Annotated in this window: 13 protein-coding genes and 1 tRNA gene; 5 read left to right on the forward strand and 9 right to left on the reverse strand. The window is 44.4% G+C overall.

Annotated features, from left to right (window positions below):
• Positions 1-3,909 (reverse strand): hypothetical protein (locus tag AC1DFM_RS34055; RefSeq protein ID WP_477081254.1); only part of this gene is annotated, 3,909 nt, incomplete at its 3' end.
• A 426-nt stretch (positions 3,910-4,335) separates the two neighbouring features.
• Here AC1DFM_RS34055 and rpmI point away from each other — a divergent pair.
• Positions 4,336-4,533: a 50S ribosomal protein L35 gene (rpmI, locus tag AC1DFM_RS34060; RefSeq protein ID WP_079471802.1), complete on the forward strand. Its 198-nt coding sequence runs from the start codon at positions 4,336-4,338 to the stop codon at positions 4,531-4,533.
• A 49-nt stretch (positions 4,534-4,582) separates the two neighbouring features.
• The gene (gene rplT, locus AC1DFM_RS34065; protein ID WP_078673350.1) at positions 4,583-4,927 is read left to right on the forward strand and encodes a 50S ribosomal protein L20; all 345 of its coding nucleotides are present in this window, start codon (positions 4,583-4,585) and stop codon (positions 4,925-4,927) included.
• Between the two features lie 3 nt (positions 4,928-4,930).
• Here the strand turns inward: rplT and ispE are convergent, their stop codons facing one another.
• The 4 genes from ispE to AC1DFM_RS34085 all read right to left on the reverse strand — a co-directional run bounded on the left by ispE (position 4,931) and on the right by AC1DFM_RS34085 (position 8,354).
• Complete coding sequence (ispE, locus tag AC1DFM_RS34070) at positions 4,931-5,740, reverse strand: 4-(cytidine 5'-diphospho)-2-C-methyl-D-erythritol kinase (protein WP_477081255.1); 810 nt, start codon at positions 5,738-5,740, stop codon at positions 4,931-4,933.
• Between the two features lie 74 nt (positions 5,741-5,814).
• Positions 5,815-6,414, reverse strand: a complete 600-nt coding sequence (locus tag AC1DFM_RS34075; protein ID WP_477081256.1) for a bifunctional nuclease family protein — start codon at positions 6,412-6,414, stop codon at positions 5,815-5,817.
• A gap of 190 nt (positions 6,415-6,604) precedes the next feature.
• A complete protein-coding gene (locus AC1DFM_RS34080) occupies positions 6,605-7,576 on the reverse strand; it encodes an electron transfer flavoprotein subunit alpha/FixB family protein (RefSeq protein WP_477081257.1) in 972 nt (323 codons plus the stop codon).
• Between the two features lie 37 nt (positions 7,577-7,613).
• The gene (locus AC1DFM_RS34085) at positions 7,614-8,354 is read right to left on the reverse strand and encodes an electron transfer flavoprotein subunit beta/FixA family protein (protein ID WP_477081258.1); all 741 of its coding nucleotides are present in this window, start codon (positions 8,352-8,354) and stop codon (positions 7,614-7,616) included.
• Between the two features lie 136 nt (positions 8,355-8,490).
• Between AC1DFM_RS34085 and AC1DFM_RS34090 the strand changes: the two genes are divergently transcribed.
• A complete protein-coding gene (locus tag AC1DFM_RS34090; protein WP_291923884.1) occupies positions 8,491-8,802 on the forward strand; it encodes a tetratricopeptide repeat protein in 312 nt (103 codons plus the stop codon).
• 24 nt (positions 8,803-8,826) lie between these two features.
• Entirely contained in the window at positions 8,827-10,164 is a 1,338-nt protein-coding gene (tilS, locus tag AC1DFM_RS34095; RefSeq protein WP_477081259.1) for a tRNA lysidine(34) synthetase TilS, read from the forward strand.
• A 50-nt stretch (positions 10,165-10,214) separates the two neighbouring features.
• On the opposite strand, the gene AC1DFM_RS34100 is transcribed toward tilS, so the two are convergent.
• Positions 10,215-10,826, reverse strand: coding sequence for a rhomboid family intramembrane serine protease (locus tag AC1DFM_RS34100; protein ID WP_477081260.1), 612 nt, complete (start codon positions 10,824-10,826; stop codon positions 10,215-10,217).
• A 33-nt stretch (positions 10,827-10,859) separates the two neighbouring features.
• Positions 10,860-11,333: a 23S rRNA (pseudouridine(1915)-N(3))-methyltransferase RlmH gene (locus tag AC1DFM_RS34105; RefSeq protein ID WP_477081261.1), complete on the reverse strand. Its 474-nt coding sequence runs from the start codon at positions 11,331-11,333 to the stop codon at positions 10,860-10,862.
• Positions 11,334-11,455: 122 nt separating this feature from the next.
• Here AC1DFM_RS34105 and AC1DFM_RS34110 point away from each other — a divergent pair.
• Positions 11,456-11,529: transfer RNA gene (locus tag AC1DFM_RS34110), tRNA-Arg, on the forward strand.
• A 58-nt stretch (positions 11,530-11,587) separates the two neighbouring features.
• On the opposite strand, the gene AC1DFM_RS34115 is transcribed toward AC1DFM_RS34110, so the two are convergent.
• The gene (locus AC1DFM_RS34115; protein WP_477081262.1) at positions 11,588-12,541 is read right to left on the reverse strand and encodes a Dyp-type peroxidase; all 954 of its coding nucleotides are present in this window, start codon (positions 12,539-12,541) and stop codon (positions 11,588-11,590) included.
• A 274-nt stretch (positions 12,542-12,815) separates the two neighbouring features.
• Positions 12,816-16,421 (reverse strand): hypothetical protein, encoded by a 3,606-nt coding sequence (locus AC1DFM_RS34120; RefSeq protein ID WP_477081263.1) that lies wholly within the window; start codon positions 16,419-16,421, stop codon positions 12,816-12,818.
• Positions 16,422-16,425 lie beyond the last annotated feature (4 nt).

Consider the following 16,425-nt stretch of genomic DNA (forward strand, 5'->3'; position numbering starts at 1 on the left):
CACACTATCAACTTTGGCAACCACTGGTTTAGGATAGTTTACAACAGAAACGGCTGCACTGGTCGAATCGCAGACGCCGTTGGTTACCCACCAGATAAAGGTTACTCTGTTACCAGCGGGAACATTTACGGTGGTCGTTGCTTTMGTGCTATCGGTGATGGTTACACCCGGAGTAGGRGTAAATCTCCAGACACCTTTACCACCGAAGGTAGTAGTAGGATCATTTCCTTTAATCGTGAAAGTAGCATTATTACACTGTGCTGCCACACTATCAACTTTGGCAACCACTGGTTTAGGATAGTTTACCACAGAAACGGCTGCACTGGTCGAATCACAGACGCCGTTGGTTACCCACCAGATAAAGGTGACTCTGTTACCAGCAGGAACAGTTACTGTGGTCGTTGCTTTCGTGCTATCGGTGATGGTTACMCCCGGAGTAGGRGTAAATCTCCAGACACCTTTACCACCGAAGGTAGTAGTMGGATCATTTCCTTTAATMGTGAAAGTAGCATTATTACACTGAGCTGCCACACTATCAACTTTGGCAACCACCGGTTTAGGATAGTTTACAACAGAAACGGCYGCACTGGTCGAATCRCAGACGCCGTTGGTTACCCACCAGATAAAGGTKACTCTGTTACCAGCAGGAACAGTTACKGTGGTCGTTGCTTTMGTGCTATCGGTGATGGTTACACCCGGAGCAGGAGTAAATCTCCAAACGCCTTTTGCTCCTGGAGTAGCGGTAGGATCATTCCCTTTAATGGTGAAGGTAGAATTATTACACTGAGCAGCTGTGCTGTCAGTTTTCGCTATCGGTGGTTGAGCGTATACTGTTACTGTTACAGATGCACAGCTGGTATTACCGCAAGGGCCGTTGCTTGGCGCCATCACATAATAAGTAGTGGTAGCACTTACTGCGTTGAAAACAACAACAGAGCTGTCAGTGGTCAGCGACGAGTTAGGGTAAACGCGTTTGCTGCCAGGTGAGCCAGGACAGCCTCCGGTGTACCATTTCCAGGTAGCAGGCTTACCTGTAGAATCAACACCCAGAGATCCTCCTACAACAGTCAGGGTATCATTTGCCTTAACACAGATGGCTGTGGTAGATGCAGTGACCGAGGTAGGATTAGTGGATGGTTTTTCTACGGATAGAGAGAAGGTAACTGTTTTGCTACAACCTGCTAACGTATCTTCCATGGCAGTCAACACAAAATCATAATTACCGGCAGGTGTGTTTGCAGGTAATTTGACTTTGAAGGAGTCGATCGCCTTTTGACTTGGCCAGATACCGTTGATTGGCGTAAAGCCCGGCATTTTTCTGGCAGCAGGCGCGGTAGGGGATACATCCAGGGTATATTTAGAAATGTTACCTGTTTTACCGGTAATCATCACTTTAAAAGAGTCCACGGTATTACATACTGCAGGAGCGCTTATATTCATCGTTGGAGGCGATTTCAACGTCAGCTTGATAGTAGCCGAAGTTGATCCGCTACATACGCCGTTGGAAATGCTCCAGATGAGGGTCACTGTTTTATTACCACCTTTGATGGTAGCAATAGCATTGTATGCGGTATCATAATTCAGACTCACATCTGTTCCCGTAGTACCCGCGCCAAAAGTCCATTTACCTTTTTCGCCGATACCAGGTTTATTGGCAGTCAGTTGGAAGGTGGTAATGCCACACTGTACAACATCAGTTCCCGCAGTACTTGGTGTGAGCGATTTGGTATTGATGAGCGTAACCTGGCTAACAGCAGTACAGGCAGCAAGTGCTTTATTGGTGATGGTCCATGTAAGACGTATCGTATCACCAGGCTGCACACCTGTTACTGTTGTTTGTGGATTGGTTGGATTGGTGATTACCGCGAGCTTGGAAGGACCGTTGAACGTCCATTGACCCTGCTGATCTGTTGGCAGTGGACTTCTTTTAATATTGAAGTCATTGGTGTTACACTGCATGTAAATGGTATCAGCGTCTGCTTTAGGCTGGGATCTTACATTTACGATAACAGAGTCGGCTGCACTACACGCATGATTGCTCAGCGTTACTTTGTATTTCTTCGCACCGGTGTCAATCGGTGTATGCGTGAGCGTTATATCATTCAGGTTACCGATGTTGACACCATTATATGTCCATCTCCAGGAGATACTATCAACCGGAGCGCCACTGTTGGTTTCCTTCAGGGTAATAGATTTACCCAAACAGATCTCCAATGGGGTGGCGGTCATGTTCACGACAGGTTGCAGGTCTACAATCACCTTTGCATAACCGGTATCCCTACATTGCCGTGGTTGTTTGGTAACGCTATTCCATCCATAGTCTGCAATACCAATCGCACCGAAGGTGGTGTTCACGGTAGGATAGGCTGTCATCTTAGGCCCTTTGACTACGGGAACCGTTTGCCACTCATAAGCACTATATCCGCCATTGGCGGTGAGTATTACTGAATCTCCAATACATATCCTGCCCGAGGAAACGGTTACCTTAGGTTTGGGGAGTACTGAGATTTTTGTGTAAAGAGATGGAGACGCACAGTTGCTGGGGTTATTTCTTTCCAGGATGTTTACCCGGAAGTAATAATCTACAATCTGGTTAGGATCTCCTTTCAGTGTTCCTACCGGGAAGGTAAGTACATCTGTATTGATACCGGTAACACCTGCCGGGAAAACCGGACTAGCAGGCCAGTTGAGCGTGTCTTTGGTGTACTGCCATTGGTAAACAGGATCTTTAAAGTAATCTAATGGGCTATATACCGCTTTAATAGTAACAGGAGCGCCTTCACACAACGAATCCGCCCTTAAAGGCGGTTTGGATTGTCCATCAATAAATGAATAAATATAGGGACTACAATATTTAAAACTGATATCATCAATGGCGATGTCGTTTCCGCAATCACCGAGTTTATCATTTATAATAGAGAGTGTTACACTGGTTACATTAGCGGGTGTTTTAAATGCGCCTCCATATTCCTGCCACGTGGGACCGTCGAGGTTCATGGATACGTCATAGGTTTTGAAGTTGGCAAGTACTGCTCCGGTAGCGGCATCTGCAATCTGGAAAGTAACCCCTGCGTAGTGATAACCATCACTGTTACCTGCAGCACAAGTAGCGTTAAATACTTCCAGGCCGTTTACGTTCATAAACCAGGCACTGAAGTTATACATAGAGCCTGGGCAAACAGGTACGCCTGTTTTAACAAAGAAAGTTTTCTTGGCAACAGCAGAGTTACATACCAGCATACCACCTACTGAGTCAGGACTTGGGTTAGGGGTGTGGTTGGTAGCATTTACCCATTCGTTTCTGATATGGGTATTCCAGTATACCATATACTTGTTATCACCAAAATTACCTGATGGATAAGGATCATATACGTAACCAGCAGGATCTGGAGGTACGCTGGGACTGCTGTTACTGTAATTGGCGCCTACGGGAAATTTTCCAAAGTCTTCCAGGAAGTCACCCACGCCCGTATTTTGTCCAAGACATACAGCCTTTGAACAGTCCTTTACATAGATCGTTCTGGTAATGGACTGAATAACACCGTTACGATAGATGTCTGCTTTTATCGTATATAAGCCTAAACTATTGAATTGTATGGTTAAGGCGTTTTTATTGTAAGCAGTTTCCCGTTTCTGTCCAATCAGCTTAGGAATCTGATTGACTCGTTCCGTAGAGTACAGAATATTATAGGTTCCTCCGGTAATATACCAGCTGACCGAATCCGCCAATCTGTAGTTCCCATCTTTGTCGGGCCACAAAAAAGCATTGGTACTGGCGAAGCTTCCCAGACAGGCAGAATCCGGCAGGTTCATCCATGGCTTATTCGCGGATGGTGTCTGCGCATCTGCCTGCTTATTCAGCAGAATGAGCCCCAGTAGGAGGAATAAAAAGGTTAATAGACGTTTCATAGGTGCAAGCAGTTAAGTAAAAAAAGTATCAGGGTTGGTAGATCGGTCTACTCAGTCCCGTTGGTGCTCAACTCTTTACATCGATAGAAAAAGCCGGGGAGGGATATCCGGCGCAGGTTAGATAATGTGTAAAATGGTTTCATAGGCGTCAGGTGTTTATACATAGTATGGTTAAAATATGTAATTAAATTAAAATTAAAATTATAAATAATATAGAGAAATAAAAAAAGTGATAATAATTGTAATATGAATAGGCGCCAGATAAGTTGGAAGAGGAGCAGAAGAAAAATTGATTGTCAATAGCTTGCGGAGGGGTAAAAAAATATTAATAAGTTATCCACATTTGGGGTCCGGGCTTATTTATTTACACAAGACTGTGCTTTATTGAATTAATTTCATACCTTTGCAGACCAAATTTGATGTAAGATGCCCAAAGTAAAGACACATTCCCGTGCCAAGAAAACGTTCAAGGTTGGTGGGAACGGACAGATTAAGCGGTTCATGGCCTTCAAAAGCCACTTACTGACTAAAAAATCTACGAAAAGAAAACGTAGCTTAAGAGGTAGTACGCTGGTTCATGAAGCAAATCTTAACCTGGTTAAGAGAATGCTCGGAATGCGCTAGTATCTGTCAAAAGAATCGAATTTTATAACCTGAGAAAAAAACAAAGCAAATGCCTCGTTCAGTTAATGCCGTAGCTTCAAGAGCCCGGAGAAAAAGGATCTTAAAGCAAGCCAAAGGCTTCTACGGTAAAAGAAAAAATGTTTACACCGTAGCGAAGAACGTTCTTGAGAAAGGACTCACTTATAGCTATGTTGGCCGTAAATTAAAGAAAAGAAACTACCGTCAGCTGTGGATCGCCCGTATCAACGCTGCTGTTAGAGCAGAAGGGTTGACCTACTCTGTGTTTATGAACAAATTAGCTGGTAAAAATATCGACCTGAACAGAAAAGTTCTGGCTGATCTGGCTATGAATGAACCAGAAACTTTCAAAGCACTGGTAGCTTCTGTAAAGTAAGACTTACTTAATAGTAAATAAGCGATAGCTGGCATCCCACAAGATGTCAGCTATTTTGTTTTTAGGAAAGATCCCCAACAAAGCCGAACCACTACCACTCATCGTGGCATACAAAGCCCCCGCTTCATATAATTGCGCTTTTATTTTCTCCAACGCCGGATGCGCCGCAAATACAGGTCCTTCAAAGTCATTCGTCATTTTATCTTTCCATTCCGTTACAGGTAACTGAATCACTTCCGGCAAGGACCAGGCAGCCGGCTTCGGCGTCAGCTGCTTAAAAGCCCAACCCGTGTTCACATGAATCCCCGGATGTACTAACAGCAACGAATACCCGGAAAGATCCAGGTTAACAGGCGTCATAATTTCACCACGGCCGGTAGCAAAGCAAGGCTGGTTCAGTATAAAAAAGGGACAGTCGCTGCCTAGCTGTGCAGCATAAGCCACCAACGCCTCCGTACTCAAACCAAGTTGAAATTTCTGGTTAATCAACCGCAACATAAATGCAGCATCCGCAGATCCTCCACCAAGACCAGCACCTATCGGTATGTTTTTGTGCAGATGAATGTGTAAGGGTTGCACCTGGGGAAAATCCTGCCGTACCAGCTGAAATGCCTTCAGACAAAGATTGTCGGACATATCGCCGGGAATATCAATACCACTGCTTTCAAATTGTAACGTAGCATGTGTAATCCCTTCCAGTGCATCACATACAGGCAGGGGATAAAAAATGGTTTCCAGGTCATGAAAACCATCCGGGCGCTTTTGAGTAATATGCAGACCCAGGTTTATTTTACAGTTGGGAAATACAATCATGTAGCATTCATTGCATAGCAAAGCAACAGCTGCAGTTTGGCACTGCCGGCTGCATCGCTTTTACTGAAAAGAATTTATTTGCTTTTGCGGCTGTTAATCTCATCGCGTATGGCGATGGCACGGATATAATCTTCCTGTTCCAATACTTCCTGTAACAGTGTAGTTAATTCATCTACATTCATCGCTTTGAGGTCATCTTCTGCGCCTTTTTCATGCTCCGAAATGGTAGGGGTCACCGGCTTGTTAGTCTTCTTACCCGCAGGATCATCCAGCAAGATGCCTGCGCTGTTAAGAATATTCTCAAACGTATAAATAGGGCAGCCAAAACGAACCGCAAGCGCTAATGCATCAGATGTACGGGAATCAATCTCGATGGTTTCATCGTTATTGGCACAGATAAGCTTGGAATAAAAAATGCCCTCCTGCAAATTGCTGATCACAACCTCCTGTAATTCTACATTAAAGGCGTTCATGAAGTTCTTCATCAGGTCGTGTGTTAAAGGCCGGCTGGGTTGCATTTTCTCAAGCGCTACCGCAATCGCCTGCGCTTCAAAGCCTCCAATCACAATAGGCAAACGGCGTAAGCCATTTACTTCTCCCAGTACCACGGCATATGAATGAGTCTGCGTAATGCTGTGCGATAAAGCAACTATTTCCAGTTCTATTTTTCTCATATCTGTCTTGCGTTGTCGCTGAATAGTTTGTAAGACCGTGAAGTTAGAAAAATATTCCTTATCTAAAAAAAATCTATCATGATAAATGCCTAATATACAAGTTAGGAATTAAGAATTGCGAACAACAGATGCAACACGATCTTAAAGTTTGTACCAGCCCTTCGCAATTCTTAATTCGCAACTATGATTATTATCCTTCTTTAAACTTTTTCACCGCCTGGGTCAGCGCAGGCACTACTTCAAAAGCATCACCCACAATACCATAGTCCGCAGCTTTGAAGAAAGGCGCTTCCGGATCTTTGTTGATCACCACAATCACCTTGCTACCATTAACTCCTGCCAGGTGCTGTATCGCACCGGAAATACCAATAGCCACATAAAGGTTAGGGCGTACGGTTAAGCCGGTTTGACCCACATGCTCATGGTGCGGACGCCAGCCGGCATCAGCCACCGGGCGGGAGCTCGCTGTAGCGGCACCCAGCGCTTTAGCCAGATCTTCCAGAATACCCCAGTTCTCAGGACCCTTCAATCCACGGCCACCACTCACAATGATTTCTGCTTCCGTTAATGGAATATCGCCACTCACGGTTTCGGTTTTTATCACCTTCACCTTAAAGTCAGCATCGTTGATAGCTGGTGTGAAAGCCTCCACCGTAGCAGTTCCTGTACCCTGAACCGGTGGGAACGTGTTAGGTATAATGGCAATTATTTTGACGTCAGATGTAATGTTGATGTTGGCAAATGCTTTACCGGAAAACACATTCTTCTTTACCACAAAACCATTGCTGGTATCCKGATAGGAAACCGCACCCGATACCAGGCCGGCTTTCAAACGGGCTGCCACTCTTGGTGCTACTGCCTTGCCATCAAAATTATGAGGGAAGATGATCACCTTACTGCCTTCTTTGCCAGCCGCTTCTGCAATCACTTTGGTATACACAATGCTTTCTACTTCGTGTAAACGGGCGTCTGCAGCATGTAATACTTTCTGTGCACCATAGTTGCCCAATGCAGCCAGCTCACTGGCTTCCACAGGCCCTAATACCAGCGCAGTGGCGGTAGTACCCAGTTGTTCTGCTACTTTAGCACCGTAAGTGATGGCTTCCAGCGCTGCTTTTTTAATTTTACCCTGTGCCTGATCGGCAAATATTAATATAGACATGAATAATTTAATTAGTTGTGGAGAGATAGTTGTACCCTTAGATCACTTTGGCTTCTTCATGCAGCAGTTTCACCAGTTCCGCTACGTTATCAGGACTGATGAGTTTTACGCCTGCTTTAGCTGGTGGCAGTTCAAAGCCTACAACAGCCGTCAGTGAGTCTGCCGCTACGGGTGCTACTACGGTCAATGGTTTGGTTCTGGCAGCCATGATTCCACGCATATTCGGAATACGTGCTTCCGCCATTCCTTTCTGACAGGAAACCACTACCGGAAGAGAAACTTCGCATACCTCTTCTCCGCCTTCAATCTCCCTGTTTACAGTAGCTACGGTACCGTTCAGATCAAACTTCGCAGCAATAGATACATAAGGTAATTCCAGCAGTTCCGCGATCATACCGCCAATGCCGGAGCCATTATAGTCAATTGTTTCCTTACCGGTAAAAATAATATCATACTGTTTATCCCGGGCATGTGCTGCTATCTGTGATGCAATGTAATAACTGTCTGCACTGTCTGCATTTACACGGAAAGATTCATCGCCACCCAGTGCCAGGGCTTTGCGTATAATGGGATCACAATCTGCCCCACCTACGGTAATAAGATGTACATCCGCTCCGATGGTTTCTTTCAGCTCCAGCGCCCTCACCAATGCATACCATTCGTCGTACGGATTAATGATAAACTGTACACCAGCCTCATTGAATTTCGTGTTATTGTCCGTGAAAGCTATTTTTGCAGTCGTGTCCGGAGTTTTGCTGATACATACTAAAATCTTCATGGCCTTAAACTGTTTTATTTAAAAATGCGGTAATAGCAAATATATCTAAATAAAGTACGCCAACCACAGGGGGAGAAGATGATTTTAATCAGTATAACGATTGACATATTGTATAATAAGATAATAATAAAACAGTATGGACAGAATTGCACAAATAAAGCAGCTTTTGTTGGCTACGCCCAACGACAGCTTTCTGAAGCACGCATTGGGACTGGAGTATATTAAGATCAATGATGATGCCGCTGCCCGGCAACAATTTGAAGAGCTGCTGGCCAATGAGCCGGGTTATGTGGGTTCTTATTATCAGCTGGGAAAGTTGCTGGAAAGGGCTGGCGACAATGCCGGCGCCCTGAAGGTGTATGAAACCGGGATGGCCATGGCCAAAGCAGGTAATGAAAGACATGCTTATAACGAACTGCAATCGGCTTATGAAGAGCTGGCCTATTGATATTTTAAATCCAATCAACACTAGATGCCGCAACATTTAATAACTAATTTCTCCAATTATATTTCCCGGCAACAACTGTTTGATCCGGGTCAGAAGGTGCTGCTGGCGGTTAGCGGTGGCATCGACTCCGTTGTAATGGCCTGGCTCTTTAAACAAGCCGGCTACCAGGCAGGTATTGCCCATTGCAACTTTCAGCTGCGAGGCGAAGAATCTAAAAGGGACGAAGCATTTGTACAGCAACTGGCTGCCACCCTGGAATTGCCGCTATATACCATACAATTTGATACGCAGGCGTACGTAACAGAAAACCGCGTTACTATCCAGGTGGCTGCAAGGGAACTACGTTACCAATGGCTGGAACAAATACGCGCGGAGCATGGCTTCGCCTTTGTTGCCACCGCACATCATATGCAGGATAGCGTGGAAACGGCCCTGATGAATTTTACAAAAGGTACCGGCATAGCGGGCTTGCATGGCATATTGCCGAAGCAGGAACACCTGATCCGTCCTTTATTATTTACGGAAAAGGAAACACTGGAAGCCTATGCAGCGCTGCATAATATTGCCTATGTGGAAGACAGCTCCAATATAACCGATAAGTATACACGTAATTTTTACCGGCACCAGATTATTCCTCGTTTACAGGAAGCATTTCCTGCTGCCGTAAAAAATATGGCCGCCACCATTGAACGCATGAAGGAAGCGGAAATCCTTTATCAGGAGGCGATGGGCAAGCATCGTAAGCGCCTGCTTTTCCAGGAAAATGATACCTGGAAAGTACCAGTGCTGAAACTGCAGAAAAGTATTCCGCTGCAAACTATTGCCTGGGAATTGTTTCGTGAGTTTGGTTGTTCTTCTGCACAAACACAACAAGTATTGCTGCTGCTGGACAGTGAGTCGGGCCGGTATGTAGAAACGGCTACCCATCGCATTATCCGCAATCGTCAGTGGTTGCTGATTACACCGCTTACTACTGCAACGGCGCCGTTGGTGGTCATAGAGCCGGAGCAGTCAACGATTCATTTCGGCGGCGGACAATTGCACCTGCGTCAACAGGAGAGGGGGACCACAACTATTCCCACAGCAACAGAAACTGCCTGGCTGGATGCCGCAGCAGTGAGCTTTCCGTTGATGTTGCGCAAATGGAAACAAGGCGATTATTTTTATCCGCTGGGCATGCCCAAAAAGAAAAAGGTAAGTCGTTTTCTGATAGATCAGAAATTATCGTTGCCGCAGAAAGAAAATGTGTGGGTACTGGAATCCAACAAACGGATTGTGTGGATAGTAGGGATGAGGATAGATGACCGGGTGAAAATAACCCCTAAAACAAAAGCGGTATTGAGCATAGATTTTATCAAATAAACAGATGGATTTAGTTACATCTCCCGTAACTAAATCCATCCACCTGCTTATTACCGGTGTAAAAGCGTTTGTATAAAATACGTGCCCAGTTCAGGATGAAAGACCAGGGGGAATACAAAGCCATATATGGCGCCCCAAAAATGCGCGGAATGATCTACGTTGCTACCACCTTTCCTCGACATATACGCAGATCCTGCCAGGAATAACACGCCGTAAATAACTGCCGGCAATGGAATGGCTGCAAAGACATAAATCTTCTGCCATGGCGCAATCAGGATGGAAGTAAATACAACGCCCGAAATAGCCCCTGAAGCCCCCAGTGATGCGTAATATTGATTATTACGGTTTTTTATGTAAGAAGGAATATCTGCTACGATGATGCCCAGTATGTAGTACGCTACATATACCAGTTTGTTTTGGAATAGCTGTTCGAAAACCCCCTCAATGAACTCACCAAAGAACCATAGGGTCAGCATATTGAAGATTAGATGCGGGGTATCCGCATGTACAAAACCGGAAGTGATAAAACGATAATATTGGTGATAATGCGTTACCATATAGGGCCGCATCATCAGCTTTTCTAGTTGGTCGTTATTCTGGAACGCCATAAAAGAAATGAGGGCAGTAATAATGATAATAATTAAGCTGATAGTAATTGTCATATGAATGGCTTATTGTTGGTATCCTGAAGATAACTATTGGTGATGATATTTTTCGCGGTTTAGCACAGTATAAGCACGATATAGCTGTTCCGTGAATATCAGCCTTACCAGCTGATGCGGGAAGGTGAGGGGGGATAAAGACATTTGCAATTGGGCTCTTTGCAATACGGTACTGTCAATACCAAAAGCGCCGCCTATCAGTATAATCAGCTGCCTGGTGCCGGCATTATTGCGTTGTTGGAGGAAGTCCGCAAATTGTACGGTGGTCATCATCTTTCCCTTTTCATCCAATGCCAGCAAAAAATCGGTGGGCTGCAACATATCCAGGATGATTTTTGCTTCCGCCTTTTTTAGTTCAGGTACCGATAAACTGGCGGCCTGCTTTACGGTAGGGATCAGCTTTACTTCAAAATCCACATAATGCTGTAGTCGTTTTTGAAATACAGCAATGCCATCCCTGATATAGGGATCATGTTCTTTTCCGATGCTCCAGAGTTGAATTTTCACTTCTTACAATAATTAATCAATCGTTGTAAAAGTAAGTGTAAATCAGAAGATTGGAGCGTTTTTTTTAATAACTGTTTGGCGGTTAGAAAAAAATAGATAACTTTACTATTCCACTATTTTAGGGCTCTGTAGCTCAATTGAATAGAGCATCTGACTACGGATCAGAAGGTTTCAGGTTTGAATCCTGACAGGGTCACAAAAGGGCTTCCATCCATGATGGAGGCCCTTTTTTATTGATAGTCACATCGTACTGCTTACCCTGCAAAATCATCCAGCATATCCATGGAAGGGACAAAAAATAAACTTCCTGTAGTAGCAGTACTAAAATCCAGTATGCGGTCATAGTTGCCTTCCGGATCACCCACAAACATATTGCGAAGCATCTTTTCAACCGTTGTAAAAGTGCTGGCATAACAGATAAAATAAGTACCCATTTCGTTGGTAGTTACATTACCAAAGGGCATATTATCCCGTACTACTTTAAAATCGTCCCCAATATTAGCCAGTGCAATATGTGCGTTCTTCGGTTTTATATCATCACTCATTTCAATGTCATGTTCTTTTGAGCGGCCGATTACTTTCTCCTGTTCGGCTACGGGCAGCGATTTCCACGCATCAAGATTGTGAAGATACTTTTGTACAAAGAGGTAGCTGCCGCCTTTATAGGTAGGGTCCTGATCACCAATGACGGCAAAATGGTCACGGTCTGCTCCATGCGGATTTTCCGTACCATCTACAAAGCCCAGGATAGAGCGGCTGTCCCAATAGCGGAAGCCCTGCACTTCCACGATACAATCTGCTATCTCCTTCATAAAATCAGTAATCGTGGAAGCCATATCATAGGCAAAGCTCTGTACATCAGAACGGATGTGAAAATGGAGATCACCTTTAGTGGCAACGGCGGTATGTTTGACGCCAGCTATGGCTTCAAAGTTTTTAAGTTCTGCCGGTAAGGGTTTGGGTAAGTCCAGTTGCAGCCATGCGTTGTAGCCAACGCCCATTGTACAACTTGCCTTTGAGTTGGGGAAACGATCGAGTGCTGAATTATTGAGGTTGATCACCAGGGCGCATACCCTTTGGAAGACGGGCTTTATCTGCGCTGTGGTGAAGCCCTCTTTAAAGTTCCACACCAAAAAGTAGGTATTGTTGTTTGGGTAATCCGTTACATTTTGCGGATGGTTATTGTTAATAGTACCAACAGTTGCCATGTGAAATAATTAGATATAAAAAGAAAAATTAGTCCGGCTGGTACCGGTCTTACTGCTAATATAAAGGTAATATGGAATCAATATATCAAGTAGAAATACTATAAACGGAATTATTGAATTATATAAATAGTTTATGTGTTGTCGTCATTGCGCTGCAGCGCTTAGCGCTTTGACAGGGGCGCAAAGTAAAACAGGCTTCCGGTTTGGGAAGCCTGTTTTTTATTTTGGCAGGAAGCTTATTATTTACCAGCCGTTGTTGCTATATTTTTGCAACTTAATCTTCACAGCAACAAATCATGGGCACCTTCACTAATCTCGATGTCCTGTAAATTCTCATCTTTCCCAGGTTTTCGCCCAAAGGCTCTATCACTGCTTCGAAGTTCTTATACATTTCAATAGCCACCACACTTAATGAAGTTTCCTTCGGTAAACCAAAATTCACCAGCATCATTGCTATCTCATCATTCGACCATCCACAGGAAGCATTTGCTTCAGTGATTTGTTTTTTTAGATAATTATCCCGTTTCATATACATCTGGCGACGGGTTAACAGGATGTTTCTGTTCTCCATACCATTCGCCTGGGAAACTTGCGCGTATAGCACTCCCCATAACTCTGTTTGTGGATTACCCAACAAATTCCGTCCATTGAAAACAGGTGTGGCAAAATCTGCTGTCATACTCACTCCTGACTCATCACGGGTGGTAATACAACGAATCGATGGCGCCGGATGCTGTATGCCTGTTATCGTGATCGGTCTTCCAAACCTTCCCTGAGCAGTTGACCACACACGTGCATGACCAACGCAGAATTGATATGTGAAAAAGCCAAATAATTCTTTAGAATCAAGATTTAATCCAGGTGGAAGAGGAATGATAAAATGTCGTGGTGACATTTCTTTGCATGGTAACAAACGTTGCCAGGCATTCAATCCGGCCTGATCATCCGATTGATCTTGTGTGATAACCCTTATTAATTCTGCAGGCAGAAATGGTATATTGTCCTTTGGATCACTAATGGGCTGTTGACCTGTCAGCAAAATCGGGTCGGGGGAATAAGATTTTACAAATGCGAAGTAGTCATCATCAGTGGGGTTTTCAACCGGTTCCGCAAATTCAATCCAAAGCACTTTTCTTCTGTCATTAGTCGATGAATAATCATCCGATTTTTCATAAGGGGTTAAAGCAATGCCAGCGGAAACAATTTTAGGGACCTGTGCCGGCGGGATGGCTACAGGCACCGTTAGCATCACATTTTTATCCGTATCCTGCTGTGCCGGATCTTTTTGGAAATTTGTAGTAATGGTATATTTGATGTCTTCCGGTTTAGGAAAAACGCCTCCAAACTCTTTTGGGTCAATGGCATCAAAAAATATGATTCGTGTATAGGACCTGTCAGCGTCCTTTAGCGCCGTGATGCCAACTGTATTTTGAAATTCAACAAATCCAACTTTGTCAACTCCGTCTCTTTTGATATCAAAACTTTCCATAGCTAATCCATCCCATGCCCAATCTCTATTTATATCTACGATAATGGTAGCAATCCATTGATGCGTTAAATCTGCTTTCGAAGCAAACGTAATGCTGGCATGTTCTGGCGAAAGCGTATGTCTTATTCCTTTAGCACACCCAAAAATTACCCGTTGACCAGGTTTTCCAAATAAGCTTAATCCTGAGGTATCCAGTTCAAGTTGCTCTGCCAGTCGCTGAAATAAGTTTGCCGGCGTGGTGGTTCCCAGTCCTGCAATCCGCTGTACGGCGTCTGTATTCAGAGATGGAGCTGGATCGGGTTGTAACATGATGCACTGAAATTGTTTTGCTGAGATGGCGGCTTTAAACAATGCTCTTTCATCACTTGCTTCCGCTCTTGTATACAAGGTAACGGGTTGGCCGATTCTGGCTTCCTGACTGCCAAAATATTTTAATGTAGGATCTGCTTTGCAAAGAGGCGTCACCCTTATCCTGATATTACGTGCTGTTGGTAATTGCAGGGGGGAAGTATCGGTGGTTAATGGCAAATCTCCCAGGTCTGCGGCATCACCATACTTCACGGTTTTTACATCATGAAATGCTACTTCCAAATGGAAGGGTTGTGTTATGTCATCAGGGAAATTGCGTTGGGTGGTAAATAAATGATAATAGGCTTCATCTCCACTATCGGATAAAGCATTGTCCATTTCCGGGGCTTTAATATCTACATCAATAGTAAACATGGTTACATCCGGATCAGGATAGGAGGCCTCTCTTTGTTCAGCCATTGCGCTGGGAAGGTCCGCCAGTAGCAAATTGTAGGCATTAGGAAGTCCTGTGTACAACAGGGCAGGATATCCGAGTAGTGAACGATAAATATCACAACTCGTTTTATCCGGAGTGATCGCAGGACCATTTTTTAAGTCTGGAACACCCAATTTTTTTGGAGGTAACAATCTTCTGAATCTGCAGGAGGCAAATGGAGGTGGGGCACTATTGATAGCCACATCTTTTGGGTGGGGGCCTCCACCGGTGATATCACCAAAGCGAACACKGAAATCATAACTATCTCCATATTGCAATGCTACTTTGTCATCGTCCACCGGCTGCATCATTTTTTTCAAAACATTATCGGTACCACCAAGCGTTGCTGCTTTTTGATCTTTTAATACCAATGATGTTCCTGTCCATTGTGTGTAATAGGAAGGAAGCCAGTAAGGACCATCTTTTTGTCCATCTAATTGAGATGGACCCACTTCAATACCCAGTTCTCCGGTAAAGTTTCCAACATCGATACCATTCAGGGTTAAATCACCGGTTACTTTTTCCAGTGAATTCCAATTGGCATCATCGTCGCCTGTTTTTCGAACATCTACGCGGTAGTTAAAAACTCCCATGGGGGCATCCAAACGATCACCTACTTCGGGATCGACCGCCATTTGGCGGTTTTGCCAGATCAATATTTGTTCGTCGTCCCATCCGAGGCGGATACCGAAATCCCTGGTTGGACGCAAGCCCTGATTTTCCTGACCTGGTTCCAATAAAAGATTCGCACTGACGGGTTGCATGCAATGTACAATCTTTGCAAAGCCATCATCATATTCTTCCGCCTCAATGAAAATAGGATCGTAATTACCGGCAACTGGTGTGTCGGAAACGGGGAAATGCACCGCCGCATAAACGGGTCTGGCTGTTGAAAGCGCAGGAATACGGGCTGCATAATGTTTGGTAATAGCGGGCCTGGCAATTTTTTGCGGATAAAAATCACTGGTGGAATCCAGGTCAAAATATAACCATCCGCCATTTTGATAGGCGCCAGCAGGAATGGGTACCGGTATTTCATAATAAATGAAGCCTAATTTCTTTGCCAGCGCCGGTTGGCGCAGGGCATAGGAAAACACTTTTCCCCAACTCACCGTACCATCCCAGTATACTGGTGGTGGAAGTGCGTCGTCTTTTTTCTTAAATGAACACAAATAGCTATCATCTGTTTTTGCCAGCGGTGTTCGCGGTGAAGAAAATGCAAATGAATTACGATAACTTTTTGGAAGATATTTTTGGATGAAAGTACCTGCATTGGCGGGTGTTACAACGTTTGAAGGCTTCGTGATCTTAAATGATTTTGACAATTCAACAAACAGCGCCCTTGCGTTCACTGGAGGAGTAACAGGCGTAGCAATTTGGTGGATTACATCCATTGGCCTTGGCATCATATCGAGGTTGTCGATGATCATCGCCCTGAATTTTAAATTCGCATCGGCGAAGGCAGGCGCATTTATGCCTGCCGGTAAATTCACTGCAAACGGCGACAATGGATCTTCATGTGGTAGCACCAGGAGATTCACTGTCAATATCGATCCATCCCAATATTGCGGATAGGTCATTACGGTCAGCTTTGTATCGGAGATCATAGTT

It is taken from the genome of Chitinophaga sp. 05T412, assembly GCF_056396465.1.

Coding starts and splice junctions, on each gene's coding strand:
- rpmI (WP_079471802.1), top strand. CDS start 4,336: ATGCCCAAAGTAAAGACACATTCCCGTGCCAAGAAAACGTTCAAGGTT.
- rplT (WP_078673350.1), top strand. CDS start 4,583: ATGCCTCGTTCAGTTAATGCCGTAGCTTCAAGAGCCCGGAGAAAAAGG.
- ispE (WP_477081255.1), bottom strand. CDS start 5,740: ATGATTGTATTTCCCAACTGTAAAATAAACCTGGGTCTGCATATTACT.
- AC1DFM_RS34075 (WP_477081256.1), bottom strand. CDS start 6,414: ATGAGAAAAATAGAACTGGAAATAGTTGCTTTATCGCACAGCATTACG.
- AC1DFM_RS34085 (WP_477081258.1), bottom strand. CDS start 8,354: ATGAAGATTTTAGTATGTATCAGCAAAACTCCGGACACGACTGCAAAA.
- AC1DFM_RS34090 (WP_291923884.1), top strand. CDS start 8,491: ATGGACAGAATTGCACAAATAAAGCAGCTTTTGTTGGCTACGCCCAAC.
- tilS (WP_477081259.1), top strand. CDS start 8,827: ATGCCGCAACATTTAATAACTAATTTCTCCAATTATATTTCCCGGCAA.
- AC1DFM_RS34100 (WP_477081260.1), bottom strand. CDS start 10,826: ATGACAATTACTATCAGCTTAATTATTATCATTATTACTGCCCTCATT.
- AC1DFM_RS34115 (WP_477081262.1), bottom strand. CDS start 12,541: ATGGCAACTGTTGGTACTATTAACAATAACCATCCGCAAAATGTAACG.